The organism is Micromonospora sp. WMMD754 (genome assembly GCF_049315235.1).
In the GTDB taxonomy this organism is placed as follows: domain Bacteria; phylum Actinomycetota; class Actinomycetes; order Mycobacteriales; family Micromonosporaceae; genus Micromonospora; species Micromonospora sediminicola.
Map to the genome: position 1 here is coordinate 1,989,424 of NZ_CP186058.1, position 26,102 is coordinate 2,015,525.

The window sequence follows — 26,102 nt, forward strand, 5'->3', positions numbered from 1 at the left end:
CGGGTACCACACCGGGCGGCAGCCCCGCCGACACCCGATCGAGGTGATGTCATGACCGGCACGACGCTCGACGACTACACCGACCGGTACGCCCGGCGCGTCCGGGGGATGACCGCGTCGGAGATCCGGGCACTCTTCGCGGTCGCCAGCCGCCCGGAGGTCGTCTCGCTCGCCGGTGGGGCTCCCTACATCGCGGCGCTGCCGCTGGACGCGGTCGGCGAGATGCTCGGCCGGCTCGGCGCGGAGCACGGCGCCACCACCCTCCAGTACGGCATCGGCCAGGGCACCCCGGAGCTGCGTGAGCGGATCTGCGAGGTGATGTCCCTCTCCGGGATCGACGCGTCGTGCGGCGCCTCCCCGGAGGACGTGGTGGTGACCGTCGGCGGTCAGCAGGCGCTCGACCTGGTGGCCCGCCTCTTCCTGGACCCGGGTGACGTGGTGCTCGCCGAGGGCCCGACGTACGTCGGCGCGCTCGGGGTGTTCCAGGCCGCCCAGGCCCAGGTGGCCCACGTGCCGATGGACGACGAGGGGCTCATCCCGGAGGCGTTGGAGGTGGCGATCGCCGACCTGGCCCGGGCCGGCCGGCGGGTGAAGTTCCTCTACACCATCCCGACCTACCAGAACCCGACCGGCGTGACGTTGAGCGAGGAGCGGCGGGAGCGGGTGCTCGACATCTGCGAGCGCGCGGGGCTGCTCGTGGTGGAGGACGACCCGTACGGTCAGCTCGGTTTCTCCGGTGAGGCGCCCGCGCCGCTGCGGGCCCGGCGGCGCGACGGCGTCTTCTACCTGAGCACGTTCTCCAAGACCTTCGCGCCCGGTCTGCGGGTGGGCTGGATCCTCGCCCCGCACGCGGTCCGCGACAAGCTGGTCATCGCCAGCGAGGCGCAGATCCTCTGTCCCAGCGGCTACGCGCAGGCGGCCGTCTCGACCTACCTGGGCACGATGCCGTGGCGGCAGCAGCTCAAGGTCTACCGCGAGGTCTACCGCGAGCGCCGGGACGCGCTGCTCGACGCGATGGCCGACCTGATGCCGGAGGGCACCACCTGGACCACGCCGGGTGGCGGCCTGTTCGTCTGGGCGACCCTGCCCGAGGGCCTCGACTCCAAGGCGATGATGCCGCGCGCCGTGGCCGCCCGGGTCGCGTACGTGCCGGGGACCGGCTTCTACGCGGACGGCACGGGCGCCGGGAACATGCGGCTCAACTTCTCCTTCCCGCCGCCGGAGCGGATCCGGGAGGGCGTCCGCCGGCTGGCCGGCGTGATGGAGCAGGAGATCGCGATGCGGAAGGTCTTCGGTGCGGTCGGCGGCGCCGGTACGCGCCGACGCCAGGGCGGCTCGGACGCGCCCGGCCCCGACTTGGCATGATTCCCGCATGGCCGACAGCCCTGCCGCACCGACTCCCGTGACCGGACCCACCTCCGACGAGCTGCGCGTGCTGGTGCTCGCCGGCGGACTCTCCTACGAACGGGACGTCTCGTTGCGGTCGGGCCGCCGAGTGCTCGACGCGCTGCGCGCGGTCGGCGTGGAGGCGGACCTCCGGGACGCCGACGTCGCGCTGCTTCCCGCCCTGACCGCCGACCCGCCGGACGCGGTGGTGATCGCCCTGCACGGCGCGACCGGCGAGGACGGCTCGCTGCGCGGCGTCCTCGACCTCTGCGACGTGCCCTACGTCGGCTGCGACGCCCGCTCCTCCCGGCTCGCCTGGGACAAGCCGTCGGCCAAGGCGGTGCTGCGCGAGGCGGGCATCCCCACCCCCGACTGGGTGGCCCTGCCGCACGACCGCTTCTCCGAGCTGGGTGCGGTGGCGGTGCTGGACCGGATCGTCGACCGCCTCGGGCTGCCGCTGATGGTCAAGCCGGCGCAGGGCGGGTCGGGCCTGGGCGCCGCCGTGGTCAGGGAGGCCGCGTCGCTGCCGGCCGCGATGGTCGGCTGCTTCGCGTACGACCAGACGGCGCTGGTGGAGCGCTACGTGCCCGGGATGGACGTCGCGGTCTCCGTGCTCGACCTGGGCGAGGGGCCGCGAGCCCTGCCGCCGGTGGAGATCGTGCCGCGCAACGGCGTCTACGACTACGCCGCCCGCTACACGGCGGGACGCACCACGTGGCACGCCCCCGCCCGACTCGACGCCGCGACCACCGCTCAGGTGACCGAGGTGGCGCTCGCCGCACACACCGCCCTCGGCCTGCGCGACCTGTCCCGGGTCGACCTGATCGTCGACGCGGAGGGCCGGCCGCACGTGCTGGAGGTCAACGTGTCGCCGGGCATGACCGAGACCTCGCTGCTGCCGCTCGCCATCCAGGCGGCCGGGCTCGACTTCGGCCGGGTGCTCGGCACGCTGGTGAGCCGGGCCGCCGCCCGCCGCCGCTGACCCGGGTCAGCCGGCGGTACGCGCCGAGGCCGCCCGCCCGCCGTTCCCGGAGGACCGGCCGTTCTCGTCCGTGACGCCGGCGGACGGCTCGTCGTTCTCGCCCTCCGGCTCGTCGCCCGCGGCCGCGCGTCCGGCGGTTCCGGCCTCGACGCTCCCGCTCTCCTCGCCCACCGGATCACCGTCGGCGTGCTCGTCGGCGGCGGCATCGGCGGGGTGGCCGCTGCGCATCTCCAGGTCTTCCGCGACATCCGCCTCGGCGGTCTGCTCCGCGGCCTCCGACTCGGGGATCTCGTCCGCCGCCTCGATCACCGATGCGGACTCCTCCTCGGGCTCCTCGGCCACGCTCGTGGGCGACGGCGAGAGGGTGGACGGCGCCTCCCACCGGATGCGGGGCGGCTCGGCGAGCGGACGACCACCGAACTCGGCGAGCCACGCGGCGACCATGGCGAGGTTCTCCCGCCACTGCTCCTCGGAGATCGGCGGCAGGATCGAGTCCCAGAGCGACAGGAACGTGCCCCGCAGTTGCAGTCGGCCGTACGGCCGGGCCAGGAACCACATGTGCAGGTGCGCCGAGCCGTCGCCCCACCGGTTGACGTGCACCCGGGCCACCCCGTCCAGCGAGCGGACGGCCCGCTCCAGACGGACGGTCATCACGCCCAGCTCGGCGGCGAGGAGGTTGGGCAGGTCACCGAGATCGAGGTGGGAGCGGGACTCCAGGATCAGCACCATCGGCAGCCCGGTCGGCCGGTCCATGGCGCGCACCCGCCACCGTTCGCCGACCCAGATGTACGCCTCGTCGGGCGCGTTGCAGGCGGTGCACTCGCGGTCCGCCTCTCCCCGGCGGGGAGGTTCGACCGCGACGGGATCGTCGATCTGCTTGACGCGGAGATCGCCCTCGAAGGGGAAGGAGGGCCACTGGGTGAAGTCCGGGACTGAGGGAGGGGTGTCCTGCACGACGCTGACCCTAACCGAGTTGGCGACGCCTGTCCCTACCCGTTCCCCCGGGCCATCGGTGGGCGGGCGACGATCCACAGCGCTTGTCCACCACGTTGTCCACAGGGTGCCGAGATCACCAGTACGGACCGTCATCCACAGCTCAGCAACGGTTTCCGCGCCGTGTTTCACGTGAAACGGGGCCAGCCTGTGGACAACGCCTGTGGATAACCGAGGGAGCTCGTTCGGAGCCTCGGCCCTCCCTTCTCAACGAGCGACGCATCGATCCGTGCCGGCGTTGTCGGTGCGGAAAGGTGGCGGTAGTCGCGCCCGGGGCTCCGAGGGCTTCGTCGCCGGCCGCCAGCTACCGCGGCGTTCGTTTCACGTGAAACCGGGCCACGGAATGACGGGTCGAAGCGGCTGCGAACCCCGGTCGCAGGCCCGTGCGGCGGGCCGGTCAGGGGTGGTCGCCGACAGGAGGGGCGTTCGGGGTGCCCGGCTCCCTTTCCCCGTTTCACGTGAAACGGCGGCCTCAGGGGCCCAGGAAGGCCGTTCTGGGGCGGATGCCTCCTCGGACCCCGGCTCGGCGATCTCGTCTGCCTGGTGACGACTCAGCGGCCTGGGCACGTCAAGACGGCGGCGAGGGTGGGGCGACGCGCAATTTCTGGGCTGAGGGCGAGGGGCGAGCGGGTGCTCGCGATGTCGGCCGGCTCTCTGCCGTTGGCGGTTCTCAACTCCCGAGGCCACCGGTTCGACGCCGTCCGCTCGCGCGACCGGGAGCAGTGACGGCCGACGTCGGACCGGGAGCAGTGACGGCCGACGTCGGTCGGGTAGCAGCGACGGCGGTCGGCCTCCGTGCCGGGCGCTGACCGTCCGCCGTTACCGGTCCGGTTCGGCGGGACGTCGCGGGGGCCTCGGCGGAGAGGCGGTCGGTCGACGATCGGCCCGGCGGCCCGGCGGCCCGGCCCGCAGGACGCCCAAGCCGACGAGCCGCCAGCCGGCCCGCCCGACACAGGTCGGCTCGACGCACGGTGGACCGTCGGATGTCGGCCCGACCGCTCGGCGATGTCGGGGACGTGGTGGCCGGCGACGGTTGGAGCCGGCAGCCGCTATCGCCCGAGCCCACCAACAACCCTGCCCCTCGAAGGCCAGGCGATCCAGGAAGGTCCGCGAGTGGGGGACTGTGAACCCCGGACGCGATCCCCGTCAGCCGCCCGGGCGCAGTGTTGGCCGACTCCCGCCGGTGGCCTCGGATCAGTCGAACCCGCCACGGCCACCATTTCGTCGGCCGACCGTCGCGCCCCTCCGACAATCCCCTCTCCCTGTTTCGACACCCGGGTTGGCCGTTTCACGTGAAACCGGCCGCCAGCGAGGGGCCGAAGCACCGTTCACGCCGGCCGCCCGTTGCGGATACCGGCTCGGCTCGCAGCTCGCCGGCGAGGACCGAGCAACGCGGAGACTTGCGAGACGCCGGACCGAATGAGTCCGGCCGCACCTCCCTCACGGGCGGTGCGGCCGGGAAACGAACGAGGGCCGGAACTCAATCGTCGGGTTGCTGCTCCTCGCCGACGCCGATGATGCCGACGATCCGCTCCAGGTCGTCGACGGTCGCGAACTCGATCGTGATCTTGCCCTTGCTCCGGCCGATGTCGACCTTCACCCGGGTGTCGAACCGGTCCGAGAGCCGGTCGGCCAGATCGGAGAGCGCGGGAGCGTGCGGCTTGGTCCGCCGCTTCGCCGCGGGTGCCTTCGCCGGTCCGTCCGCGAGCGCCAGCGCCACCAGTTCCTCGGTGCCGCGTACCGAGATGCCCTCGGCGACGATCCGGGTGGCGAGATGCTCCTGGGCGTCGGCGTCCTCCAGGCTGAGCAACGCTCGGGCGTGACCGGCCGAGAGCACGCCGGCGGCGACCCTGCGCTGTACGGCGGCGGGGAGGTTCATCAGCCGGATCGTGTTGGAGATCTGCGGGCGGCTGCGGCCGATCCGCCGGGCCAGCTCCTCGTGGGTGGCCCCGAACTCCTCCAGCAGTTGCTGGTACGCGGCCGCCTCTTCGAGCGGGTTCAGGTTGGCGCGGTGGATGTTCTCCAGCAGCGCGTCCCGGAGCATCGCGTCGTCCTTGGTCTCCCGGACGATCGCCGGGATGTTCTCCCGGCCGACCGCCTGGGCGGCGCGCCAGCGCCGCTCGCCCATGACGAGTTCGTACTTCTCCGGGTCGAGCTGCCGGACGACGATCGGCTGGAGGAAGCCGACCTCCTGGATCGAGGTTTTGAGCTCCTCCAGCGCGTCCTCGTCGAAGACGTGCCGGGGCTGCTTCGGGTTCGGCACGATGGCGTCGACCGGGATCTCGGCGAAGCGGGCACCCGGCACCGGGCTCAGCTGAGGCTCCGGCGCGACGGCGGGGGACGCGGTCCCGCCGCTCGCTCCGGTCACTGCTGCCGTGGCGCCGTTGGCGGAGGCCACCGGCGCGGGGGCCGCCGCCGTCGACTCGCCACCTTCCGGGTCGGCTCCTGCCACCGGCCCGGTGGGGATGAGGGCGCCGAGCCCTCGGCCCAGACCGCCGCGGGGACGGTTCTTCATGCGACGCCTCCCAGCGACATCTCCGCACTACGCATTCCGGCTCACCGGCTCCTTGACGCCTCGCTCGGCGATCTCCTGGGCGGCCTCGAAGTAGCTCGTGGCACCCCGCGAACCGGGATCGTAGGTCATCACCGACTGGCCGTAGCTCGGCGCCTCGGAGACCCGCACGTTCCGGGGGATCACGGCCTGCAGCACCTTGTCCCCGAAGTGGTTCCGGACGTCCTGCTCCACCGCGTCGGCCAGCCGGGTGCGCCGGTCGTACATGGTCAGCAGGATGGTCGAAACCTCGAGCTGCGGGTTCAGGTGCTGGCGTACCAGGTTGATGTTGTTGATCAGCTGGTTGAGCCCCTCCAGCGCGTAGTACTCGCACTGGATGGGGATCAGCACCTCCTGCGCGGCCACGAGCGCGTTGACCGTCAGGAGGCCGAGCGACGGTGGGCAGTCGATGAAGACGTAGTCGAAGTGCCCGGGGTACGCGGCGATGGCCCGCGCCAGGCGGGACTCCCGGGCGACCACCGAGACCAGCTCGATCTCGGCACCGGCCAGATCTATGGTGGCGGGCACGCACCACAGGTTGGGGATGCCCTCCACCGCCTGGGCCACCTCCTCCAGCGGCACGCTGTCGATGAGGCAGTCGTAGACGTCCGGCACGCCCGTGTGGTGGGGCACGTTGAGCCCGGTGGACGCGTTGCCCTGCGGGTCGAGGTCGACCACGAGCACCCGGTTGCCGTGCAGCGCGAGCGCCACCGCCAAGTTCACGGTGGTGGTGGTCTTACCCACGCCACCCTTCTGGTTGGCGACGCACATCACCCGGGTCCGGTCGGGGCGCGGCATGGTGACCTCGCCACTGGGATTCAGGATCTGCACGGCGCGCATCGCCTCCATAGCCAACGGTGGGTCATCCTCTTCGCGCGTCGGGGTTTCACGTGAAACGTACGTGGTGGCCCCGGTGTCGTCCCCGTACCCGGCTGCCGGTGGCGTGTCGGCCGGCACGGCCGACACGGGGGCAGAGTCAGGGGTGGGCTGATGCGGCACGGCGGACACCGGTGGTTGGGGCTCGAACCGGCCCGACACCGCCGCGTTCCCACGCGCGACCGCCGGGCGTGGGGTCGGCGCGTTCACCGGGCCCTCGCTCGGGTCGAGCGGGTCGCGGGCCGGCGGCACGTTGACCGGAACGGACGACACCGGGCGTACGGCGCCCGCCGCGGGAGCGTCCCGCCGCGGCGTCGGGTCGACGGGCTGATGCGGTGCCGCGTCGCGGGGATCGTTCACCACCCACTCCTGGTAGCTGGTTTCACGTGAAACGGGATCACCGGTGGGTTGCCCGTCGGGCCCGGTCAGCCGTGGATCGTCGTACCTGCCGTCGTCATGCACCTGTCATCCCTACCCGCTCCGGATGGTCGGTCCGCACCCCGTCAATCAGGCCTCGCGCTTCGCGCGACGTCATCGGCCCGGTGGGAGCGGTCGGGTTCGGACGCCGCCCGGCACCGCCGCTCCACACTATCGACGCGCGGTCAGCCTACGGCCGACGGGCGCGGCGGGTCCACGTCGGGTTGCGATCGATCAGGTCACGCCCACCCGGTCCAACGACCGGGTGGGGTGCCGGGAAAGCCCGCCCGGGTCAGCGATCCCGGTTACGACCACCGCGATTGCGGCCACCACGCGACCGCTTCGGCTTCTTCGCGCGCGGCGGGTTCACCACGCGCTCCCGGACCACCTCGACCACTGTCGCCGCCGGCTCGATGACCCCGGCGCCGCACCGGTGAAGTTCGGGTGTCCCGCCACCCAGGCGGACCACCGCGTCGGTGTGTTCGGCGATCTCGTCCGCCGCCGAGGCGCCCTTGAGCGCCAGGAGTCGACCACCCGGCACCGTCAACGGCAGGCACCAGGCGGCGAGCCGGTCCAGCGCGGCGACCGCACGGGCGGTGACGATGTCGGCGGCCAACGGGTCCCGGTCCCGCGACCCGGCTGCCGCCTCCTCGGCCCGTCCCCGAAAGACGCGAACGGACCGGGTGAGGCCGAGCCGCTGCACGGCCTCGATCAGGAACGACACCCGCCGGGCGAGCGGCTCGACCAGGGTGACGGTGAGATCGGGGCGCGCGATCGCCAGCACCAGACCGGGCAGTCCCGCTCCGGAGCCGACGTCGATCACGCTGGCCCCCTCCGGGATCCGCTCCGCCATGACCGCGCAGTTGAGCAGGTGCCGGTCCCACAGCCGGGGCGCCTCGCGAGGTCCGATCAGACCACGCACCACGCCCTCGGTGGCGAGCAGCTCGGCGTACGCCGCGGCGAGGTCCAGACGCTCACCGAAGAGCGTCCTGGCCGCCTCCGCCAGCTCGGGTGGCAGGGTCGCCTCGGCCGGATCGGGCGCCGCCTCCCCGAGAGGCGCGTCCGCACCGTCCACCGAGGACGGTTCCGGTTCGGCGAAGACCGGGCCGACCGGGCCGGACGGGGCGTCGGACGCCGCGTCCACCGGTGGTTCACCGGAGAAGGCCGGCATCACGTCGGCCGCGGGATCGGTCGCCACGGAGTCGCCGGTCGCCGCCGGCTCGCCGGAGAAGGCGGGCTCGACCGACGCGGCGGGCCGGTACGCCGGGTCGGCCGACCGGTCCTCGTCGGAGAAGACCGGATCGGCGCTCGGGTCGGGCCGCACAGCGGACGGCCCGGGCGGCGTACCGCCCGGGCCGGCCACGGCATCAGCCGTCGTGTCGTCGGAGACCACTGCCTCAGTCCGCCACCGGGCGGACGACGATGCGCCGGTTCGGCTCGACACCCTCGGACTCGCTCTCCACGTCGGTCATCGCGTTGACCACGTCGTGCACGCACTTGCGTTCGAACGCGGACATCGGCTCCAGGCGCACCGGTTCACCGTGCTCCTTGACCTTCTCGACCGCGTTCTTGGCCACCGCCGCCAACTCCTTGCGCCGGGCGGCCCGGTAGCCGCCGACGTCGAGCAGCAGCCGGCTCGGCGTACCGGTCTGCCGGAACACCGCCAGGCGGGTCAGCTCCTGGAGCGCCTCGAGGGTGGCGCCGCGCTGGCCGACCAGGTTCTGCAGGCGGCCACCGACCACCTCGACGACCGGGCGGCCGCCGGAGACCAGCTCGTCGATGTCGCCGTCGTAGTCGAGGATGTCCAGCAGGCCCTCGACGTAGTCGGCGGCGATCTCACTCTGCCGGAACAGGTCGCTGTCGGCCGGGGCCTTCTTCTCCCGGGCCTCGGCCGTGCCCTCCTCGGTCTCGGTGGCGGTGGCCGTGGGGGTCTCCTCGTCCAGGGACTGGTCGGCGCTGGGGATGCTGGTGTCGGTCACGGTCTCATCTCCGTACTCGCTCGGCCGGACCGTCGGGGTCCGCTGGTCTCCCGGGGGCCGGCGGGAGGTTCGCCGGGTGCCCACGGGCACGTCTGTACGGGCCAGTCTCGCCCGTGGCCGCGCTGCGCGCGGCGGTTCCGGCCCGGCGCCGACCCTCGGTGGCAGCTCGGGAACCGGACGGGCCACCGCCGGGTGGCGGTGGCCCGGCGGGGCTCAGCCCTGACGCTTGGCGGGTCGGCCCGCGCCCTTCTTCGGGTTGACCGGCTTGGCGCCCGGCTTCGGGCCGGCCACCTTCGGCGCGGCGGCCGGCGCCTTGACCGCGGGCTGGGCGGTCTTGCGGCCTAGTAGACCGGTCTTGGCCGGCTGAACGGGGCTCTTGCCCGGGGTGGCGTTCTTCTTCGGCGGCACCAGTGGCGGGAACTTCCGCAGCACCCACTGCTGCTGGCCCAGCGTGAACAGGTTGTTGGTGACCCAGTAGATGATCACACCGATCGGGAAGATCGCGCCCGAGACCAGCAGGGAGAGCGGGATGCCGTAGAGCATCAGCCGCTGCACCATCCGCTGCTGCGGGTCCTCGGCCCAGCCGGTCTTGAGGATCATCTGCCGGCTGGTCAGGTAGGTGGTGGCGATCATGATGAGCACCAGGATGCCGGCGACCACCTTGACCGTGCCGGTGTTCGCGCCCAGCCGGGACAGCTCCTCTGCGGTGGAGCCGAACTTGCCGGAGATCGGGGCGGTGAAGAGACTCGCGTTGGACGCGCTGTTGAACTGCTCGACGGTCCAGCCGTACAGGGTCTTGCCCGGGTTGTCGGGGTTGAGCCGCTTCAGCGTGTGGAACAGGCCCAGGAAGACCGGGATCTGGAGGAACATCGGAAGGCAGCCCATCAGGGGGTTGGCCTTTTCCTTCCGATAGAGCTCCATCATCTCCTTCTGGAGCGTCTCCCGGTCACCCTTGTGCTTCTCCTGGAGCTCCTTCACCTTGGGCTGGAGCGCCTGCATGGCACGCTGCGACTTGATCTGCTTGACGAAGACCGGGAAGAGGATCACCCGGACCGTCACCACGAGGAAGACGATGGCGAGGATCCAGGCCCAGTTCGTGCCGATCACCGCGTCGACGGGCACCCCGATGGCGTCCCAGGCCGAGTGCCAGGTCAGCAGGATCCACGAGATCGCGTAGTAGATCCAGTCGAGACTCAATTCTCAGGCTCCAGTCACGTCGGCACGGCGGCGATCGCCCGGCTCCGGCACCGGGTCGTGACCACCTGGGTGAAAGGGGTGGCAGCGCGACAGCCGCCGGACCGTCAGCCAGGCCCCCCGCAGCGCACCGTGCCGGGACACCGCCTCCACGGCGTAGGCACTGCACGACGGGTAGAACCGGCAGCGGGCCGGCAGTGCCGGACTTATCCACCGACGGTACGCGATGATGGGCGCCAGCAGCATGCGGGCACCGGTAGTCGGCGACGGGGTCGGGGGCGCACCGTTCACCGCGACCGCCGTCCCCGGGGCGACCGCGCGGCGGCGAGGGCGGCGTCCAGGTCGGCTCCGAGCCGGGCGTACGTGGCGTCGGCGGCCGGGGGCAGCGCGCGTACCACCAGGGTGGTGCCGGCGGGCAGTTCGGCCAGGCGTTCCCGGACCAGGTGCCGCAGGCGGCGACGGACCGTGTTGCGAACCACCGCGCCACCGACGGCCTTGGACACGACGAAGCCGGCGCGGCGGGGTGCGGAGATCTCCGCACCGCTGCTCCGCGCCGGCTCCGGCGAGGTGGTCCCGGTGGGGCCGGTCGGCTCAGGGAGGCTCAGGTGGACCACGACGGCGCCACGGCCGACGCGTCGGCCACCGCGAACCGCTGCGGCGAAGTCGCTACTGCGCCGCAGTCGCTGCGCGGCGGTCAGCACGACTGCCCACGTCCCCGGACCGGACCGGTCGGCCTCAGGCCGACAGGCGGGTGCGGCCCTTGGCGCGACGGGTCGAGATGATGGCGCGGCCGGCACGGGTGCGCATGCGCAGCCGGAAGCCGTGGGTCTTCGCGCGCCGGCGGTTGTTCGGCTGGTAGGTGCGCTTGCTCACGTCAGGCTCTCCGTTGTCGTACGCCCCGCGCGGCGGATCGCCCGGGGTCGTGTGCTGGTCCAGATCACCTCGGCGGTGACCTCCGATCGGCGCTGCCCGGTGACGCGACCCCCGACGGTGCGGGGCGACAGCCACGGACAGCAAGCATCCATCACCCTAGCAGAGGGCGAGAGAGCAGCCGCTCCAGCCTACGCAGGGGCGCAACGACCGTCAAACGTCACACTCCGGCTCCGACCTGCGCCGGAATGGCGACCGAAGGGGCGGTTTTCACTGATGTTGCCAACGCCGCCAGGGTGTCGGCGGTTGATGGTGTGGGGTCCCCGCTGTTAGCGTGCGCGATTGCGGTCGGCGTCGGGGGTCCGAGTTTGTCGCCGATCGGCAAGACCGGACAAGCTGTTGAATCGTTCGGCACGATGAACCCGCTTCAGCGCCTCCGCGAACCAGGGGGCAGGTCCGACCCGCGTCCGGTGGGCGGCCACAATCGGTCGGTACACACAGGCTGTGGATAACTTGTGGATGACGACCGGTCAGCCGTCCGGGCGGGCGTGAGGATCAGGCGAGGGGGTGGCACGACGGTGACCGGAGCGAACGACCTCGCCGCGGTGTGGACGGCGACCACCGAGGAACTCGCCGACGAGATCATCTCCGCGCAGCAGCGGGCGTACCTCCGGCTCACCCGGCTCCGGGCGATCGTCGAGGACACCGCCCTGCTCTCCGTCCCGGACGCCTTCACCCGGGACGTGATCGAGTCCCGGCTCCGCCCCGCCATCACGGAGGCGTTGAGCCGCCGGCTCGGCCGGCCGATCCAGGTGGCCGTCACGGTGCGGGTCGCCGAGGACCCGGCCGGACGCCCGGCCGGCACGGTGTACCGCAGCGCTCCGGAGCCGCTCGCCGAACCGGACGGCCCCGCGGACCTGCTTCCCGGCTTCGACCAGCCGGCCGCACCGGCCTTCCCCGCTCCCCGCCAGGAGCCCGGGTACGCCGAGGCGCGGCCGGACCAGCCGGTGGACGAGCCCGCCCCCCGGCAGCGGACCGCCGACGGCGGGCGACCCCAGCTGATCCCGGCCGGCCGGGACGGGCAGGACACCCTGTTCGGCGCCGCGTTCGCCGAGCCGATGCGGGCCGCGCCGGAACGCCGCCCCTACGACGAGCGGCCCCGGATCGAGCCGGCCGCTCCCGACGCCGGCGGGTACGAGCCCCGCTACCGCGAGGCCCCGGGACCGGTCGACCCTCCCCCGATGCGCGGCCTGCCCCGCGACGGCGCGACGGACAGCGGCCCGGGTCGCGGCGGCACCGACCACCACCGTCCCGGCGGCCAGGCCGACCGCCGGCTCCCCGGTGCCGGGGACAGCGGTGGCAACCGGCTCAATCCGAAGTACATGTTCGAGACGTTCGTCATCGGCTCGTCCAACCGCTTCGCCCACGCGGCGAGCGTGGCGGTGGCCGAGTCGCCGGCCAAGGCGTACAACCCGCTGTTCATCTACGGCAGCTCGGGGCTGGGCAAGACCCACCTGCTGCACGCCATCGGGCACTACGCCACCACGTTGGGCAACGCCCGCTCGGTCCGGTACGTCTCGACCGAGGAGTTCACCAACGACTTCATCAACTCGCTGCGGGACGACAAGACCAGCGCGTTCCAGCGCCGCTACCGGGACGTGGACATCCTCCTGATCGACGACATCCAGTTCCTGGAGAACCGGGAACGGACGCAGGAGGAGTTCTTCCACACCTTCAACACGCTGCACAACGCCAACAAGCAGATCGTGATCACCTCCGACCGCTCGCCGAAGCAGCTGGCGACGCTGGAGGACCGGCTGCGGACCCGGTTCGAGTGGGGACTGCTCGCCGACATCCAGCCGCCGGACCTGGAGACCCGGATCGCGATCCTGCAGAAGAAGGCGGCGCAGGAGCGGCTCTACGCCCCGCCGGACGTGCTGGAGTTCATCGCGTCCCGGGTGTCGAACTCGATCCGGGAACTGGAGGGGGCGCTGATCCGGGTCACCGCGTTCGCCAGCCTCACCCGTTCCTCGGTCGAGCTGTCGCTGGCCGAGGAGGTGCTGCGGGACTTCATCCCGGACGGCGCCGGCCCGGAGATCACCGCCGACCAGATCATGGTCTCCACCGCCGACTACTTCGGGGTGAGCCTGGAGGACCTGCGGGGTCACTCCCGCTCCCGGGTGCTGGTCAACGCCCGGCAGGTGGCCATGTACCTGTGCCGTGAGCTGACCGACCTGTCGCTGCCCCGGATCGGCCAGGCGTTCGGTGGCCGGGACCACACCACCGTGATGCACGCCGACCGCAAGATCCGTCAGCAGATGGCGGAGCGACGCTCGCTCTACAACCAGATCGCCGAGCTGACCAACCGCATCAAGCAGAACACCTGAGCCCCACCCCTGCGGCCCTCCCGCCCGTCACTTCGGCGCGGTGATCAAGGGCTTGGTGTCGGGGCGACCCGTTCTCGGTGACCCGCGCTCCCTGCTCGACACCAGAAGTCGGCCGCTGGCTGTCCTGCCGCGCTGCCCGCTCGCTCATTCCTTCCGCCCGGACGGGCCACCGGTCATGGACGTGTTTCGCCTCCGGAGGGGCCGAGATCCCGGGTTGCGGGGAGCGGGCGGCGGGAGCGGTTGACCCTCGACCCGGTGAAGGGCACAGGATCGGTCGCGTGCTCGTCCACAGCTCGTGCCCGTTGTCCACACCCCCTGTGTCACAGGCGGTGGAAAACCACCCTGTGCATTCGGCCGGTTACCCACAGACTGTGGACAACTCCTGGGGACGACGCTGTGGATGCCTGGGGACGACGGCTCCGTTGTCCACCGACGACGGTCCGCCTGTGGGCGGCCTGTTGAAGGTTCTGGGGACAACCGCGGTCGACGGCGTCGGCGCTGTCCACAGCACTGGGGAGAAACCCGGTGGATTACCGGTGGACAACCGGTGGACAGCCGTGGAAAACCCGGGAGCTGGCGACGGCTGTGGACCGGGACACGGGTTGTACCCCTGGTTCTCCACAGCCAAACCACCGGTGGATAACCTGTCTGACCTGCGCGGACGCGGGTTCTCCACAGTTTGCACAGGTGCGATGAAGACGATGAGTTATCTCTTCTAAACAACAAAAACCAATCATCACCGTTGGACTTCCTGTGGATCGGGCCGGAGCACTGCCGCCGGCAGTCGCCCGGGCACCTGGATCCACGGGGTCGGGCGCACAGCCGATGCCCACGCGCCCTAAGGTGCGATGGGTACCCGCACGGTCGGGCGGGACGGGTGGCAGCGGTCGGCATGAGAGAGTTGTCGCTGACGTCGACGCGGAGGCATTGATGAAGTTCCGAGTGGAGCGCGACGCGCTCGCCGAGGCGGTCGCGTGGACCGCCAAGAGCCTGCCCAACCGACCCTCCGTACCGGTGCTGGCCGGGGTGATGCTCCGGGTGACCGACGGCAACCTCCAGGTCTCCGGCTTCGACTACGAGGTCTCCAGCCAGGTGACCGTCGAGGTGCAGGGTGACGCGGACGGCGCCGCCCTCGTCTCCGGTCGACTGCTCGCCGAGATCACCAAGGCCCTGCCGGCCAAGCCGGTGGACATCGCCGCCGTCGGCGCCCACCTGGAGCTGGTCTGCGGCAGCGCCCGGTTCACCCTGCCGACCATGCCGGTGGAGGACTACCCGACCCTGCCGGAGATGCCGGAGAGCGCCGGCACCGTCGACGCCGCCGCCTTCGCCGCCGCGGTGGCCCAGGTCGCCGTGGCCGCCGGCCGGGACGAGACGCTGCCGATGATGACCGGCGTCCGGCTCGAGCTGTCCGGTGGCACCATGGCGATGCTCGCCACCGACCGCTACCGCCTCGCGCTGCGCGAGATGGAGTGGAACCCGGACGACCCGGAGATCAGCCTCAACGCGCTGGTTCCGGCCCGCACGCTGCACGACACCGCCAAGGCGCTCGGCCCGCTCGGCGGGCACGTCACCATGGCGCTCTCCTCCGGCGGCGCCGGCGAGGGCATGATCGGCTTCTCCGGCGGCACCCGCCGGACCACCAGCCGGCTGCTCGACGGCGCCAACTACCCGCCGGTGCGGTCGCTCTTCCCGGCCGACCACAACGCCGAGGCCCGCGTCCCGGTCGCCACCCTGATCGAGGTGGTCAAGCGGGTGGCGCTGGTCGCCGAGCGCACCACCCCGGTGCTGCTCAGCTTCAGCTCGGACGGGCTCGTGGTGGAGGCCGGCGGCACCGAGGAGGCCCGGGCCAGCGAGGCCATGGAGGCCACCTTCAGCGGCGACCCGCTCACCATCGGCTTCAACCCGCAGTACCTGATCGACGGCCTGAACAACCTGGGCGCCCAGCACGCCCTGCTGCGGTTCGTCGACGCGTTCAAGCCCGCGGTCATTTCCCCGGCCGGCGAGGATGGCGAGGTCATCCCGGGGTACCGGTACCTCATCATGCCGATCCGCGTGTCCCGCTGATCGCAGGCAGCACGACCCTGACGTACGGAGGTAGGAGCAGATGCAGCTCGGCCTGGTAGGACTCGGCCGGATGGGCGGCAACATGCGCGAGCGGCTGCGCGCCGCCGGGCACGAGGTGGTCGGTTTCGACCGTAACCCGGAGCCCAGCGACGCCGCGAGCCTCGCGGAGCTGGCCGAGAAGCTCGACTCGCCGCGCGCGATCTGGGTCATGGTCCCCGCCGGCGTCACCGACGCCACCATCGACGAACTCGCCGACGTGCTCGGCGAGGGCGACATCATCATCGACGGCGGCAACTCCCGGTTCAGCGACGACGCCCCGCGCGCCGAGCGGCTGAACGAGCAGGGCATCGGCTACATCGACGTCGGCGTCTCCGGCGGCGTCTGGGGCCGGCAGAACGGCTACGGCCTGATGGTCGGCGGCGCCCAGGAGCACGTCGAGCGGCTCATGCCGATCTTCAACGCGCTCAAGCCCGAGGGCGAGTTCGGCTTCGTGCACGCCGGTCCGGTCGGCGCCGGCCACTACGCCAAGATGGTGCACAACGGCATCGAGTACGGCCTGATGCACGCCTACGCCGAGGGCTACGAGCTGCTCACCGCCTCCGAGCTGGTGACCAACGTCCCCGGCGTGTTCAAGTCCTGGCGGGAGGGCACTGTTGTCCGGTCCTGGCTGCTCGACCTGCTCGACCGGGCGCTCGACGAGGACCCGGAGCTGGCCGAGCTGAGCGGCTACACCGAGGACACCGGCGAGGGCCGGTGGACGGTCGACGAGGCGGTCCGGCTGGCCGTCCCGCTCAACGTCATCACCGCCTCGCTGTTCGCCCGGTTCGCGTCGCGGCAGGACGACTCACCCGCCATGAAGGCCGTCGCCGCGCTGCGCCAGCAGTTCGGCGGCCACGCCGTCCACAAGCGCTGAGCGCTGTCCACAGCCTGTGTACGTCCGCCGGCTCGAACTGGTCGACTTCCGCTCCTACGAGCGGGTCGGCGTCGACCTGGAGCCGGGTCCGAACGTGCTCGTCGGCGCCAACGGCGTCGGCAAGACCAACCTGGCCGAAGCGCTGGGCTACGTGGCGACCCTGGACTCGCACCGGGTCGCCACGGACGCCCCGCTGGTGCGGATGGGCGCCACCTCGGCGGTGATCCGCTGCGCGGTGGTGCACGACGGCCGGGAGCTGCTGGTCGAGCTGGAGATCGTCCCGGGCAAGGCCAACCGGGCCCGGCTCGGCCGGTCCCCGGCCCGGCGCGCCCGGGACGTGCTGGGCGCGCTGCGCCTGGTGCTCTTCGCGCCGGAGGACCTGGAACTGGTCCGCGGCGACCCGGCCGAACGCCGCCGCTACCTGGACGACCTGCTCGTCACCCGCCAGCCCCGCTACGCCGGCGTGCGCGCCGACTACGAGCGGGTGGTCAAGCAACGCAACGCGCTGCTGCGGACGTCGTACCTGGCCCGCAAGACCGGTGGTACGCGCGGTGGTGACCTGTCCACCCTCGCCGTGTGGGACGCCCACCTGGCGCAGCACGGGGCCGACCTGCTCGCCGGCCGGCTGGAGCTGGTCGCCGCGCTCACCCCGCACGTGGCGAAGGCGTACGACGCGGTGGCCGCCGGCCGGGGCGCGGCCGGCATCGCGTACCGGCCGTCGGTCGAGCTGCCCGAGCCGGCGGCCGACCGGGCGGCGCTGGCCGAGGCGCTCACCGCCGCGCTCACCGCGAACCGGTCCGCCGAGATCGAGCGCGGCACCACGCTGGTCGGGCCGCACCGCGACGACCTGGCCCTCACGCTGGGCCCGCTGCCGGCCAAGGGGTACGCCAGCCACGGCGAGTCCTGGTCGTACGCGCTGGCGCTGCGGCTGGCCGGCTACGACCTGCTGCGGGCCGACGGGATCGAGCCGGTGCTGGTGCTGGACGACGTCTTCGCCGAGCTGGACGCCGGCCGGCGGGAACGGCTGGCCGAGCTGGTCGGCGGCGCCGGCCAGCTCCTGGTGACCTGTGCCGTGGACGACGACGTGCCGGCGACGCTGCGCGGCGCCCGCTACACGGTCGCGGAGGGGACGGTGCGACGTGTCGGATGACGAGGTGCGACTCCCGCCGGCCCGGCTGGGGCCGGGACGCGACGCGCGTACCCCCGGGAAGTCGGCGGACGGCGAGCCGGCCGCGGGCCTGCCGGAGGGCGCGAGCGGGCCGGAACTGGCCCGGGCGGTGCTCGACGCGGCGAAGGCCCGGCGCCAGACGGCGGCCCCCCGGCGGCGTGCCGCGGTGCGCGGCGACGGCGAGCGGCGGCTGCGCGGCTACTCCGGGGCCGGGCCGGACCCGCGTGACCCGCAGCCGCTCGGCGCGGTGCTGGACAAGCTGGTCAAGGCGCGGGGCTGGCAACAGCCGGCGGCCGAGGCGACCGTCTTCGGCGCCTGGGAGAAGGTGGTCGGGCCGGAGGTCGCCCAGCACAGCCGCCCGGTGAAGCTGGAGAACGGCGAGCTGACCGTGGAGGCCCGCTCGACGGCGTGGGCCACCCAGCTGCGCCTGCTGGCCGGCTCGCTGCTCAAGCAGATCGCCCGTGAGGTCGGCCACAACGTGGTGCGCAAGCTGCACATCCACGGTCCGGCCGCGCCGTCCTGGTCGCGGGGGCCGCGCCGGGTGCGCGGCCGGGGACCGCGCGACACCTACGGCTGACCGTCGCCCCCGGCCCGGCGGGCCTCCCGGCGGGCGCGCTTGAGTTCCCGTTGTTCGCGGCTCCACTGCTTGCGCCGCTCCAGGTCCTGTTTCCAGGCCTCGCGCGCCAGCCGCGAGCCGCCCTGCACGGCACCCTGCACCTGGGAGGGGCCGGCGAGGTTGCGGAAGACCCAGCCCAGGAGGCGTCCGCCCTGGCCGGAGGTGTCGCCCACCTGCTCGTCGCTGCTCATTGGCACCCTTCCCAGACGATTGGCGTACAAACAATTGGTACACCAATCGTTGGTATCATCGCAACGACGACGAGGAGGGCGCACGTGACCGACCGGGTCGAGGACGATCCCCTGGCGCTGGAGCAGCAGGTCTGCTTCGCCCTGTCCGTCGCCGCGCGCGGTGTGGTCGCCGTCTACCGCCCGCTGCTGGAACCGATGGGACTCACCCACCCGCAATACCTGGTCATGCTGGCGCTCTGGCAGCACGCGCCGCTGTCGGGCCGGGAGCTGAGCCGGTTGCTCCAGCTCGACCCGGGCACGCTGTCGCCGCTGCTGAAGCGCCTCGAAGCCGCCGGCTACGTACGGCGCGAACGGGACGCCTCCGACGAGCGCAGCCTGGCCGTCTCGCTCACCGCCGAGGGGCGGGCCCTGCGGGCGCAGGCCGAGCGGATCCCGCCGGCCATCGTGCAGCGGCTCGGCCTGCCGCTGGCCGACCTGCGGCAGTTGCACGACGCGCTCACCGAGGTGATCGCCGCCGCCAACCGGGCCACCACCGGGCCCGGCGGGGCGGGGAACCCGGGTCAGGCGTCGGCGTAGACCGCGAAGCCGCGCTCGGCGCACCGCCGGTAGAACGCGGCCAGCACGCTCAGCTCGGCGCAGGTGAAGTTCCACTGCGGCGGATCGCCGCTCTCGTCCCGCAACCGGTCCAGCCGGCTGTCCAGCCAGCGGAGCTGCTGCTCGGCGAGCCGACCGTCGCCGAGCAGCGCGCGCAACACCTCGCTGACCGACTCGAACGTGACCGCCTCGCCGTACGGGCGGTGTCGGGCGACGAACTTCTCCACGCCCTCGGCGATCCAGGAACACCCGTCCGGGTCGATCACCGGATCCTCGTCCTCGGCGGCGTTCTCCGTGGCGTAGAGCACATTCTCCAACCCGAGGATCAGGTCGACCAGCTCCGTGTACACGGTTGCCCGCACCGTGCCGGTCTTCGCGATCAGCTCGGCGAGCGCGGCGGTCGGTGCGGAGATCCGTGGCATGTCCACGATCTCGCCGAAGTCCACGAACTCAGCCGGCGCGACCGGGTCGTAGAAGCGGCCGGTACGCGGCCAGTGCACCGCGACGTTGTCCAGCCCCATCTGGCGTCACCTCTCACCAAGCGTCGTCGGACCATCTCCGGCGATGGTCCCCGGTTCGGGCGCGAAAGATCAAGACCGCAACGGCGGCGCCGCAAAAGGTACGGCACGTCGAGTTCCACCGCGACCCCCGGTCGGCGCCCGTCGTCGGCCGGGCCGGCGAGCGGCCACGGGTCGCGGCGGCCGATGGCGCGGCACGGCCCCAGTGGCGTGTAGGGGGAGTCGCGGGCAGCGAGGTTCGTCCGGCTACGGCATTCTCAGCCGCCTCGGAGAGGGTGCCGAGTGGCGGTTTGGTCGGCTCCGCACAGTAAGATTGGGGGCGAGACGAAAGACCCGACACGGAGCGACGGACGCGGGCCCCCAGGGCCCTTGATCATTGTCCCGCATCGGGTCCGAGCCGATCGCTATCCGCGGGCATCCGCGGCGACCGGTGTGCACGATCCGTGACCTGGCGATCCCGGGGGCGGCCCGTGCGCGCCGACGTCGCGTCCTGTCCGCCGAACCCGCGCCCCGCGCCCACGCGCGGCCGGTGCGAGAAAGTGGCCGAGGGTGGCAGCGGAGGACAACAAGAAGTACGGCGCCGAGTCCATCACCGTGCTGGAGGGCCTGGAAGCGGTCCGGAAGCGGCCCGGTATGTACATCGGGTCCACCGGCGAGCGCGGTCTGCACCACCTGGTGTGGGAGGTCGTCGACAACGCGGTGGACGAGGCGCTGGCCGGGCACTGCGACACCATCGACGTGGTGCTGCTCGGCGACGGGGGGGTCCGGGTCACCGACAACGGCCGTGGCTTCCCGGTCGACCTGCACCCCAAGCTGAAGAAGCCGGGTGTCGAGGTCGCGCTGACCGTGCTGCACGCCGGCGGCAAGTTCGACGGCAAGGCGTACGCGGTCTCCGGCGGCCTGCACGGCGTCGGCGTCTCGGTGGTGAACGCCCTCTCCACGAAGATGGCCGTGGAGATCCACAAGGACAACTTCGTCTGGCGCCAGCGCTACGACCACTCCAAGCCGACGCCGCTGGAGAAGGGTGAGCCGACCGACCGGACCGGTTCCGCGGTGTCGTTCTGGCCCGACCCGGACGTCTTCGAGACCGTCGACTTCGACTTCCACACCATCTACCGGCGACTGCAGGAGATGGCCTTCCTCACCCGCGGCCTCACCATCCACCTGCTCGACGAGCGGGTGCCGGAGGACGAGGAGGGGAAGCTCCGCGAGGTCACCTTCCACTACGAGGGCGGCATCGCCGACTTCGTCCGGCACCTCAACGCCTCGAAGAACCCGATCCACAAGACGGTGGTCGAGTTCGGCGCCGAGGAGACGGGCATGTCGGTCGAGATCGCCATGCAGTGGAACGAGTCGTACGGCGAGTCGGTCTACACCTTCGCCAACAACATCAACACCCACGAGGGCGGCACCCACGAGGAGGGCTTCCGGGCCGCGTTGACCAGCGTGGTCAACCGCTACGGCGCCGAGAAGAAGCTGCTCAAGGGCGACGAGCGGCTCTCCGGGGAAGACATCCGCGAGGGCCTGGCCGCGATCATCTCGGTCAAGCTCACCGACCCGCAGTTCGAGGGTCAGACCAAGACCAAGCTGGGCAACACCCCGGTCAAGGGCTTCGTGCAGCGGGTCTGCAACGAGTCGCTGGTCGACTGGTTCGACCGCAACCCGGCCGAGGCGAAGACCATCATCCAGAAGGCGTCCCAGGCCGCCCGGGCCCGCATCGCCGCCCAGCAGGCGCGCAAGCTGGCCCGCCGCAAGTCGCTGCTGGAGTCCGGCTCGATGCCGGGCAAGCTGGCCGACTGCCAGTCGACCGACCCGCGCGAGTCCGAGGTCTTCATCGTCGAGGGCGACTCGGCCGGTGGTTCGGCCAAGCAGGGCCGCGACCCGCGCACGCAGGCGATCCTGCCGATCCGCGGCAAGATCCTCAACGTGGAGAAGGCCCGGATCGACCGGGTGCTGAAGAACAACGAGGTGCAGGCGCTGATCACCGCGCTGGGCACCGGCATCCACGACGACTTCGACATCGAGAAGCTGCGCTACCACAAGATCGTGCTGATGGCCGACGCCGACGTCGACGGCCAGCACATCCAGACGCTGCTGCTCACCCTGCTGTTCCGGTTCATGCGGCCGCTGGTCGAGCTGGGGCACGTCTACCTGGCCGCCCCGCCGCTCTACAAGATCAAGTGGAACAAGAAGGGCGACGACGCCCAGTACGCGTACTCCGACCGGGAGCGTGACGGGCTGATCGCGCTGCGCCAGCAGAAGAAGCCCAACGCCCGGCCGGACGACATCCAGCGGTTCAAGGGTCTCGGTGAGATGAACTACCCCGAGCTGTGGGAGACCACGATGAACCCGGCCACCCGCACCCTGCGCCAGGTCACGCTGGACGACGCCGCAACCGCCGACGAGCTGTTCAGCGTCCTCATGGGTGAGGACGTCGAGGCGCGCCGCTCGTTCATCCAGCGCAACGCCAAGGACGTGCGGTTCCTGGACATCTGACGGACCGGTCCGGGCCGGCCGGAAATCCACCGGCCGGCCCGGCGGTCCACAGAGTTATCCACAGTCTGGCCGCTTTCCACAGCCGTTATCCACAGCGAGATCACGACTCTGAGTCTGATAAGGGTTAACAGTGACCGATACTCCCGAGTCCACCCCGAACGAGCCGGAGACCCCGGAGACAGTGGCCGCGGTCGTCCAGCACGACCGGATCGAGCCGGTCGGCCTCGAGGTCGAGATGCAGCGCTCGTACCTCGACTACGCGATGAGCGTCATCGTCGGGCGGGCCCTGCCGGACGTCCGGGACGGGCTCAAGCCGGTCCACCGCAAGATCCTCTACGCCATGTTCGACTCCGGCTACCGGCCGGACCGCGGCTACGTGAAGTGCTCCCGGGTCGTCGGCGACGTGATGGGCCAGTTCCACCCGCACGGTGACTCGGCCATCTACGACGCGCTGGTCCGGATGGCGCAGCCGTGGTCGCTGCGCTACCCGCTGGTCGACGGCAACGGCAACTTCGGCTCGCCCGGAAATGATCCGGCTGCGGCCATGAGATACTGTATTACGGCAGATGTCCGCATTCGCACCTTTGATGGTAGCTTCCGGATCGGCGACGTCGTGCCGGACGCGGCGCCGAGCAGCGAGACCGACGTCGACCTGAAGGTTCGCGACCGCAACGGCGACCTGGTCCGCGCCAGCAAGTTCTTCCACTCCGGCGAGCAGCCGACGCTGCGGCTGCGCACCCGCGAGGGGTACGAGCTGACCGGCACCCACAACCACCCGGTGCTCTGCCTGGTGAACGTGGCCGGCGTGCCGACCCTGCTCTGGAAGCTGCTGGCCGAGATCTCGCCCGGCGACCGGGTGGTCCTCCAGCGCAGCGTGCCGGACGAGATCGGCTACCCGATGCTGGAGCACGTCGAGGCAGCGGTGCTGGCCGGTGCGCTCGTTAGCGAGGGCTGGATCTCCCACGAGTGGGTCGAGTTCGCCAACGCGGACCGGGAGTTCTTCACCCGAGTTGTCGCGGCCTTCGACCTTGCCGTTGGTGGCAAGCGCTGGTTCGGCGAAGAGATCATGCCCTCGGGTAAGACCCTGCACCGGATGCGAGCGAGCATTCGGCAGCTTGCCTCTACTGCGCTCGGTGACCTGGTGGGCCGGCGCAGCGCCGCGAAGTTCGTGCCGGAGTTCGTCTGGCGCGGGTCGGCCGCGGTGAAGCGCGCCTTCCTTCAGGCGCTGTTCGAGGGCGACGGCTCCTCGTCGTTGCTGCCGCGCCACACCATCCAGGTCTCGTACTCCACCCGCAGTGAGCGCCTGGCCCGCGAGGTGCAGCAACTCCTGCTGGAGTTCGGCATCGTCAGCAAGCAGTGCCGGTACGAGAGTGGCGAGATCAAGGTCGTCGTCACCAACCGGCGGGACGCCCGGATCTTCGCCGCTCACGTCGGTTTCCTCGGCCGCAAGCAGGCCAAGTTGGAGTCCGAGCTGGCCCAGGTGCCGGCGAGCAGCACCGCGCTCTCCGGCGACCACGTGCCGTTCGTCGGCGACTTCATCCGTGAGCACGGCGCGAGCCGCTGGACCGAGCGTGACTGGCTGCGCCGGCACAACGTCGACCGGATCGAGCGCTGGGAGCGGGACCGCGACGAGATCGCGGGCCGGATCACCGAGCCGGGCATCCTCGACGTGGTCGAGCCGCTTGTCGACGGACGCTTCTACTACGCCGAGGTGACCGGGATCACCGACGCCGGGGTACGCCCGGTCTACAGCATCCGGGTGGACACCGACGACCACTCGTTCGTCTCCGACGGCTTCGTCAGCCACAACACCGAGTGCAAGCTCGACCCGCTCGCCATGGAGATGCTGCGGGACATCGACGAGGACACCGTCGACCTGCAGGACAACTACGACGGCCGGGCCAAGGAGCCCACCATCCTGCCGTCGCGGATCCCGAACCTGCTGATCAACGGATCCGAGGGCATCGCGGTCGGCATGGCCACCAAGATCCCGCCGCACAACCTGCGCGAGATCGGCGCGGCCGTGCAGTGGTGCCTGGAGCACCCGGAGGCCGACGAGGCGACCACGCTGGAAGCCCTGCTGGAGATCGTCAAGGGCCCGGACTTCCCGACCCACGGCCTGATCGTCGGCCAGGCGGGCATCCAGGACGCGTACCGGACCGGGCGTGGCTCGATCCGGATGCGCGCGGTGGTCGAGGTCGAGGAGGACAAGCGGGGCCGGCCGGCGCTGGTGGTCAGCGAGCTGCCCTACCAGGTCAACCCGGACAACCTCGCCGAGCGCATCGCCGAGCTGATCAAGGAGGGCAAGCTCGCCGGCATCGCCGACATCCGGGATGAGTCCTCCGGACGTACCGGCATGCGGATCGTGCTGGTGCTCAAGCGCGACGCGGTCGCCAAGGTGGTGCTGAACAACCTCTACAAGCACACCCAGCTCCAGGAGACGTTCGGCGCCAACATGCTGGCGCTGGTCGACGGTGTGCCGCGCACGCTCAACCTGGCCCAGTTCATCCGCTACTACGTCGAGCACCAGATCGAGGTGATCCGCCGGCGGACCGCGTTCCGGCTGCGCAAGGCGGAGGAGCGCGCGCACATCCTGCGCGGTCTGTCCAAGGCGCTGGACGCGCTGGACGAGGTGATCGCCCTGATCCGGCGTTCGCCCACGGTGGAGGACGCCCGGCAGGGGCTGATCCGGCTGCTGGACATCGACGAGGTCCAGGCGACCGCGATCCTGGACATGCAGCTGCGTCGCCTGGCCGCCCTGGAGCGGCAGCGCATCCTGGACGACCTGGCCAAGCTCGAGCTGGAGATCGCCGACCTCAAGGACATCCTGGCCAAGCCCGAGCGGCAGCGGCGGATCGTCTCGGAGGAACTGGGCGAGATCATCGCCAAGTGGGGCGACGAGCGCCGCACCAAGATCGTGCCGTTCGACGGCGAGGTCTCGATGGAGGACCTCATCGCCCGCGAGGACGTGGTCGTGACGATCACGCGCACCGGGTACGCCAAGCGGACGAAGGTCGACCTCTACCGGTCGCAGCGGCGTGGGGGCAAGGGCGTCAGCGGGGCGACGCTCCGGCAGGACGACATTGTGAGCCACTTCTTCGTATGCTCTACCCACGACTGGATCCTGTTCTTCACGAACAAGGGTCGGGTCTACCGGGCGAAGGCTTACGAGCTTCCCGAGGCCAGTAGGGTGGCCAAGGGCCAGCACGTGGCCAACCTGCTCGCGTTCCAACCGGACGAGCAGATCGCGCAGATCATCGAAATCCCGAACTACCAGGTGGCGCCCTACCTGGTACTGGCCACGAGAAACGGCCTGGTGAAGAAGACGCGGCTCGAGGAGTTCGACTCCAACCGTTCCGGCGGCATCATCGCGGTCAACCTGCGCGATGAGGACGAGCTGGTCGGTGCGGTCCTGGTGGCTCCGGAGGACGACCTGCTGCTCGTGTCGAAGAACGCGCAGGCGATCCGCTTCAACGCCACCGACGAGGCGCTGCGTCCGATGGGCCGGGCCACCTCCGGTGTGATCGGCATGCGCTTCAGCGGCGAGGACGAGTTGCTCGCGGTCGAGGTGGTCCGGGAGGGTCTGGACGTTCTGGTTGCGACGAACGGGGGTTACGCGAAACGTACCCCGATCGAGGAATACCCGGTCCAGGGCCGGGGAGGTAAGGGCGTGCTGACTGCGAAGATCACCGAGCGACGCGGTGGTCTGGTCGGCGCGGTCGTGATCGATCCGGAGGACGAGCTGTTCGCCATCACCAGCAACGGCGGCGTCATCCGGACTCCGGTGAAGCCTGTACGCCGTACGCGTGACCGGAACACAATGGGGGTCAAGCTGATGGACCTCCCGGACGGCGTGACTATCGTGGCGATTGCTCGCAATGCCGACGAGCCTGACGAACAGGACTAG

At 71.4% G+C, this 26,102-nt stretch carries 21 protein-coding genes; 10 read left to right on the forward strand and 11 right to left on the reverse strand.

Features of this window, described 5'->3' with window-relative positions; all coding sequences use genetic code 11:
• Nucleotides 1-51: 51 nt before the first annotated feature.
• Entirely contained in the window at nt 52-1,365 is a 1,314-nt protein-coding gene (locus ACN27B_RS09585) for a PLP-dependent aminotransferase family protein (protein ID WP_099163197.1), read from the forward strand.
• A gap of 7 nt (nt 1,366-1,372) precedes the next feature.
• Nucleotides 1,373-2,368, forward strand: coding sequence for a D-alanine--D-alanine ligase family protein (locus ACN27B_RS09590; RefSeq protein ID WP_099163196.1), 996 nt, complete (start codon nt 1,373-1,375; stop codon nt 2,366-2,368).
• Nucleotides 2,369-2,374: 6 nt separating this feature from the next.
• Here the strand turns inward: ACN27B_RS09590 and ACN27B_RS09595 are convergent, their stop codons facing one another.
• The 9 genes from ACN27B_RS09595 to rpmH all read right to left on the reverse strand — a co-directional run bounded on the left by ACN27B_RS09595 (nt 2,375) and on the right by rpmH (nt 11,251).
• Entirely contained in the window at nt 2,375-3,322 is a 948-nt protein-coding gene (locus tag ACN27B_RS09595; protein ID WP_422744529.1) for a hypothetical protein, read from the reverse strand.
• 1,519 nt (nt 3,323-4,841) lie between these two features.
• Nucleotides 4,842-5,876 (reverse strand): ParB/RepB/Spo0J family partition protein, encoded by a 1,035-nt coding sequence (locus ACN27B_RS09600; protein ID WP_422744531.1) that lies wholly within the window; start codon nt 5,874-5,876, stop codon nt 4,842-4,844.
• A gap of 27 nt (nt 5,877-5,903) precedes the next feature.
• Nucleotides 5,904-7,250, reverse strand: coding sequence for an AAA family ATPase (locus ACN27B_RS09605; RefSeq protein WP_422744533.1), 1,347 nt, complete (start codon nt 7,248-7,250; stop codon nt 5,904-5,906).
• Nucleotides 7,251-7,497: 247 nt separating this feature from the next.
• Nucleotides 7,498-8,376, reverse strand: a complete 879-nt coding sequence (rsmG, locus tag ACN27B_RS09610) for a 16S rRNA (guanine(527)-N(7))-methyltransferase RsmG (RefSeq protein ID WP_172968047.1) — start codon at nt 8,374-8,376, stop codon at nt 7,498-7,500.
• Nucleotides 8,377-8,602: 226 nt separating this feature from the next.
• Entirely contained in the window at nt 8,603-9,184 is a 582-nt protein-coding gene (locus tag ACN27B_RS09615) for a protein jag (RefSeq protein WP_099163192.1), read from the reverse strand.
• Nucleotides 9,185-9,397: 213 nt separating this feature from the next.
• Complete coding sequence (gene yidC, locus ACN27B_RS09620) at nt 9,398-10,381, reverse strand: membrane protein insertase YidC (RefSeq protein ID WP_099163191.1); 984 nt, start codon at nt 10,379-10,381, stop codon at nt 9,398-9,400.
• Between the two features lie 3 nt (nt 10,382-10,384).
• On the reverse strand, nt 10,385-10,624 hold the full coding sequence (gene yidD, locus ACN27B_RS09625) for a membrane protein insertion efficiency factor YidD (RefSeq protein ID WP_091567651.1): 240 nt from the start codon (nt 10,622-10,624) through the stop codon (nt 10,385-10,387).
• Nucleotides 10,625-10,665: 41 nt separating this feature from the next.
• Complete coding sequence (gene rnpA, locus ACN27B_RS09630; RefSeq protein WP_099163190.1) at nt 10,666-11,079, reverse strand: ribonuclease P protein component; 414 nt, start codon at nt 11,077-11,079, stop codon at nt 10,666-10,668.
• Nucleotides 11,080-11,113: 34 nt separating this feature from the next.
• Nucleotides 11,114-11,251 (reverse strand): 50S ribosomal protein L34, encoded by a 138-nt coding sequence (gene rpmH / locus ACN27B_RS09635; RefSeq protein ID WP_074478258.1) that lies wholly within the window; start codon nt 11,249-11,251, stop codon nt 11,114-11,116.
• A gap of 575 nt (nt 11,252-11,826) precedes the next feature.
• Between rpmH and dnaA the strand changes: the two genes are divergently transcribed.
• The 5 genes from dnaA to ACN27B_RS09660 all read left to right on the forward strand — a co-directional run bounded on the left by dnaA (nt 11,827) and on the right by ACN27B_RS09660 (nt 18,357).
• Nucleotides 11,827-13,635 carry a chromosomal replication initiator protein DnaA gene (gene dnaA, locus ACN27B_RS09640; protein ID WP_099163189.1) on the forward strand — a complete coding sequence of 603 codons (1,809 nt, stop codon included), beginning with the start codon at nt 11,827-11,829 and terminating at the stop codon, nt 13,633-13,635.
• Nucleotides 13,636-14,565: 930 nt separating this feature from the next.
• Nucleotides 14,566-15,699, forward strand: a complete 1,134-nt coding sequence (gene dnaN, locus ACN27B_RS09645) for a DNA polymerase III subunit beta (RefSeq protein WP_091567631.1) — start codon at nt 14,566-14,568, stop codon at nt 15,697-15,699.
• 40 nt (nt 15,700-15,739) lie between these two features.
• Nucleotides 15,740-16,612 (forward strand): phosphogluconate dehydrogenase (NAD(+)-dependent, decarboxylating), encoded by an 873-nt coding sequence (gene gnd / locus ACN27B_RS09650; protein ID WP_422744537.1) that lies wholly within the window; start codon nt 15,740-15,742, stop codon nt 16,610-16,612.
• 16 nt (nt 16,613-16,628) lie between these two features.
• Nucleotides 16,629-17,762 carry a DNA replication/repair protein RecF gene (gene recF / locus ACN27B_RS09655; protein WP_099163187.1) on the forward strand — a complete coding sequence of 378 codons (1,134 nt, stop codon included), beginning with the start codon at nt 16,629-16,631 and terminating at the stop codon, nt 17,760-17,762.
• Entirely contained in the window at nt 17,752-18,357 is a 606-nt protein-coding gene (locus tag ACN27B_RS09660; protein WP_091567619.1) for a DUF721 domain-containing protein, read from the forward strand. Before recF ends, ACN27B_RS09660 begins: the two co-directional genes overlap by 11 nt.
• On the opposite strand, the gene ACN27B_RS09665 is transcribed toward ACN27B_RS09660, so the two are convergent.
• The gene (locus tag ACN27B_RS09665; RefSeq protein ID WP_091567615.1) at nt 18,348-18,587 is read right to left on the reverse strand and encodes a hypothetical protein; all 240 of its coding nucleotides are present in this window, start codon (nt 18,585-18,587) and stop codon (nt 18,348-18,350) included. The two genes, ACN27B_RS09660 and ACN27B_RS09665, sit on opposite strands and share 10 nt — an antisense overlap.
• An 84-nt stretch (nt 18,588-18,671) precedes the next feature.
• Here ACN27B_RS09665 and ACN27B_RS09670 point away from each other — a divergent pair, with 84 nt between their 5' ends.
• The gene (locus ACN27B_RS09670; protein WP_099163186.1) at nt 18,672-19,163 is read left to right on the forward strand and encodes a MarR family winged helix-turn-helix transcriptional regulator; all 492 of its coding nucleotides are present in this window, start codon (nt 18,672-18,674) and stop codon (nt 19,161-19,163) included.
• Here ACN27B_RS09670 and ACN27B_RS09675 read toward each other — a convergent pair.
• Nucleotides 19,148-19,702, reverse strand: a complete 555-nt coding sequence (locus ACN27B_RS09675; RefSeq protein ID WP_091567607.1) for a hypothetical protein — start codon at nt 19,700-19,702, stop codon at nt 19,148-19,150. The two genes, ACN27B_RS09670 and ACN27B_RS09675, sit on opposite strands and share 16 nt — an antisense overlap.
• Nucleotides 19,703-20,248: 546 nt before the next feature.
• Between ACN27B_RS09675 and gyrB the strand changes: the two genes are divergently transcribed.
• Entirely contained in the window at nt 20,249-22,195 is a 1,947-nt protein-coding gene (gene gyrB / locus ACN27B_RS09680; protein ID WP_099163185.1) for a DNA topoisomerase (ATP-hydrolyzing) subunit B, read from the forward strand.
• 130 nt (nt 22,196-22,325) lie between these two features.
• Nucleotides 22,326-26,102 carry an intein-containing DNA gyrase subunit A gene (gyrA, locus tag ACN27B_RS09685; RefSeq protein ID WP_422744542.1) on the forward strand — a complete coding sequence of 1,259 codons (3,777 nt, stop codon included), beginning with the start codon at nt 22,326-22,328 and terminating at the stop codon, nt 26,100-26,102.

Bases quoted from the DNA above. Each gene is read 5' to 3' on its own strand.
- ACN27B_RS09585 (WP_099163197.1), top strand. From the start codon at position 52: ATGACCGGCACGACGCTCGACGACTACACCGACCGGTACGCCCGGCGC.
- ACN27B_RS09590 (WP_099163196.1), top strand. From the start codon at position 1,373: ATGGCCGACAGCCCTGCCGCACCGACTCCCGTGACCGGACCCACCTCC.
- ACN27B_RS09600 (WP_422744531.1), bottom strand. From the start codon at position 5,876: ATGAAGAACCGTCCCCGCGGCGGTCTGGGCCGAGGGCTCGGCGCCCTC.
- rsmG (WP_172968047.1), bottom strand. From the start codon at position 8,376: ATGCCGGCCTTCTCCGGTGAACCACCGGTGGACGCGGCGTCCGACGCC.
- yidD (WP_091567651.1), bottom strand. From the start codon at position 10,624: ATGCTGCTGGCGCCCATCATCGCGTACCGTCGGTGGATAAGTCCGGCA.
- dnaN (WP_091567631.1), top strand. From the start codon at position 14,566: ATGAAGTTCCGAGTGGAGCGCGACGCGCTCGCCGAGGCGGTCGCGTGG.
- gnd (WP_422744537.1), top strand. From the start codon at position 15,740: ATGCAGCTCGGCCTGGTAGGACTCGGCCGGATGGGCGGCAACATGCGC.
- ACN27B_RS09665 (WP_091567615.1), bottom strand. From the start codon at position 18,587: ATGAGCAGCGACGAGCAGGTGGGCGACACCTCCGGCCAGGGCGGACGC.
- ACN27B_RS09675 (WP_091567607.1), bottom strand. From the start codon at position 19,702: ATGGGGCTGGACAACGTCGCGGTGCACTGGCCGCGTACCGGCCGCTTC.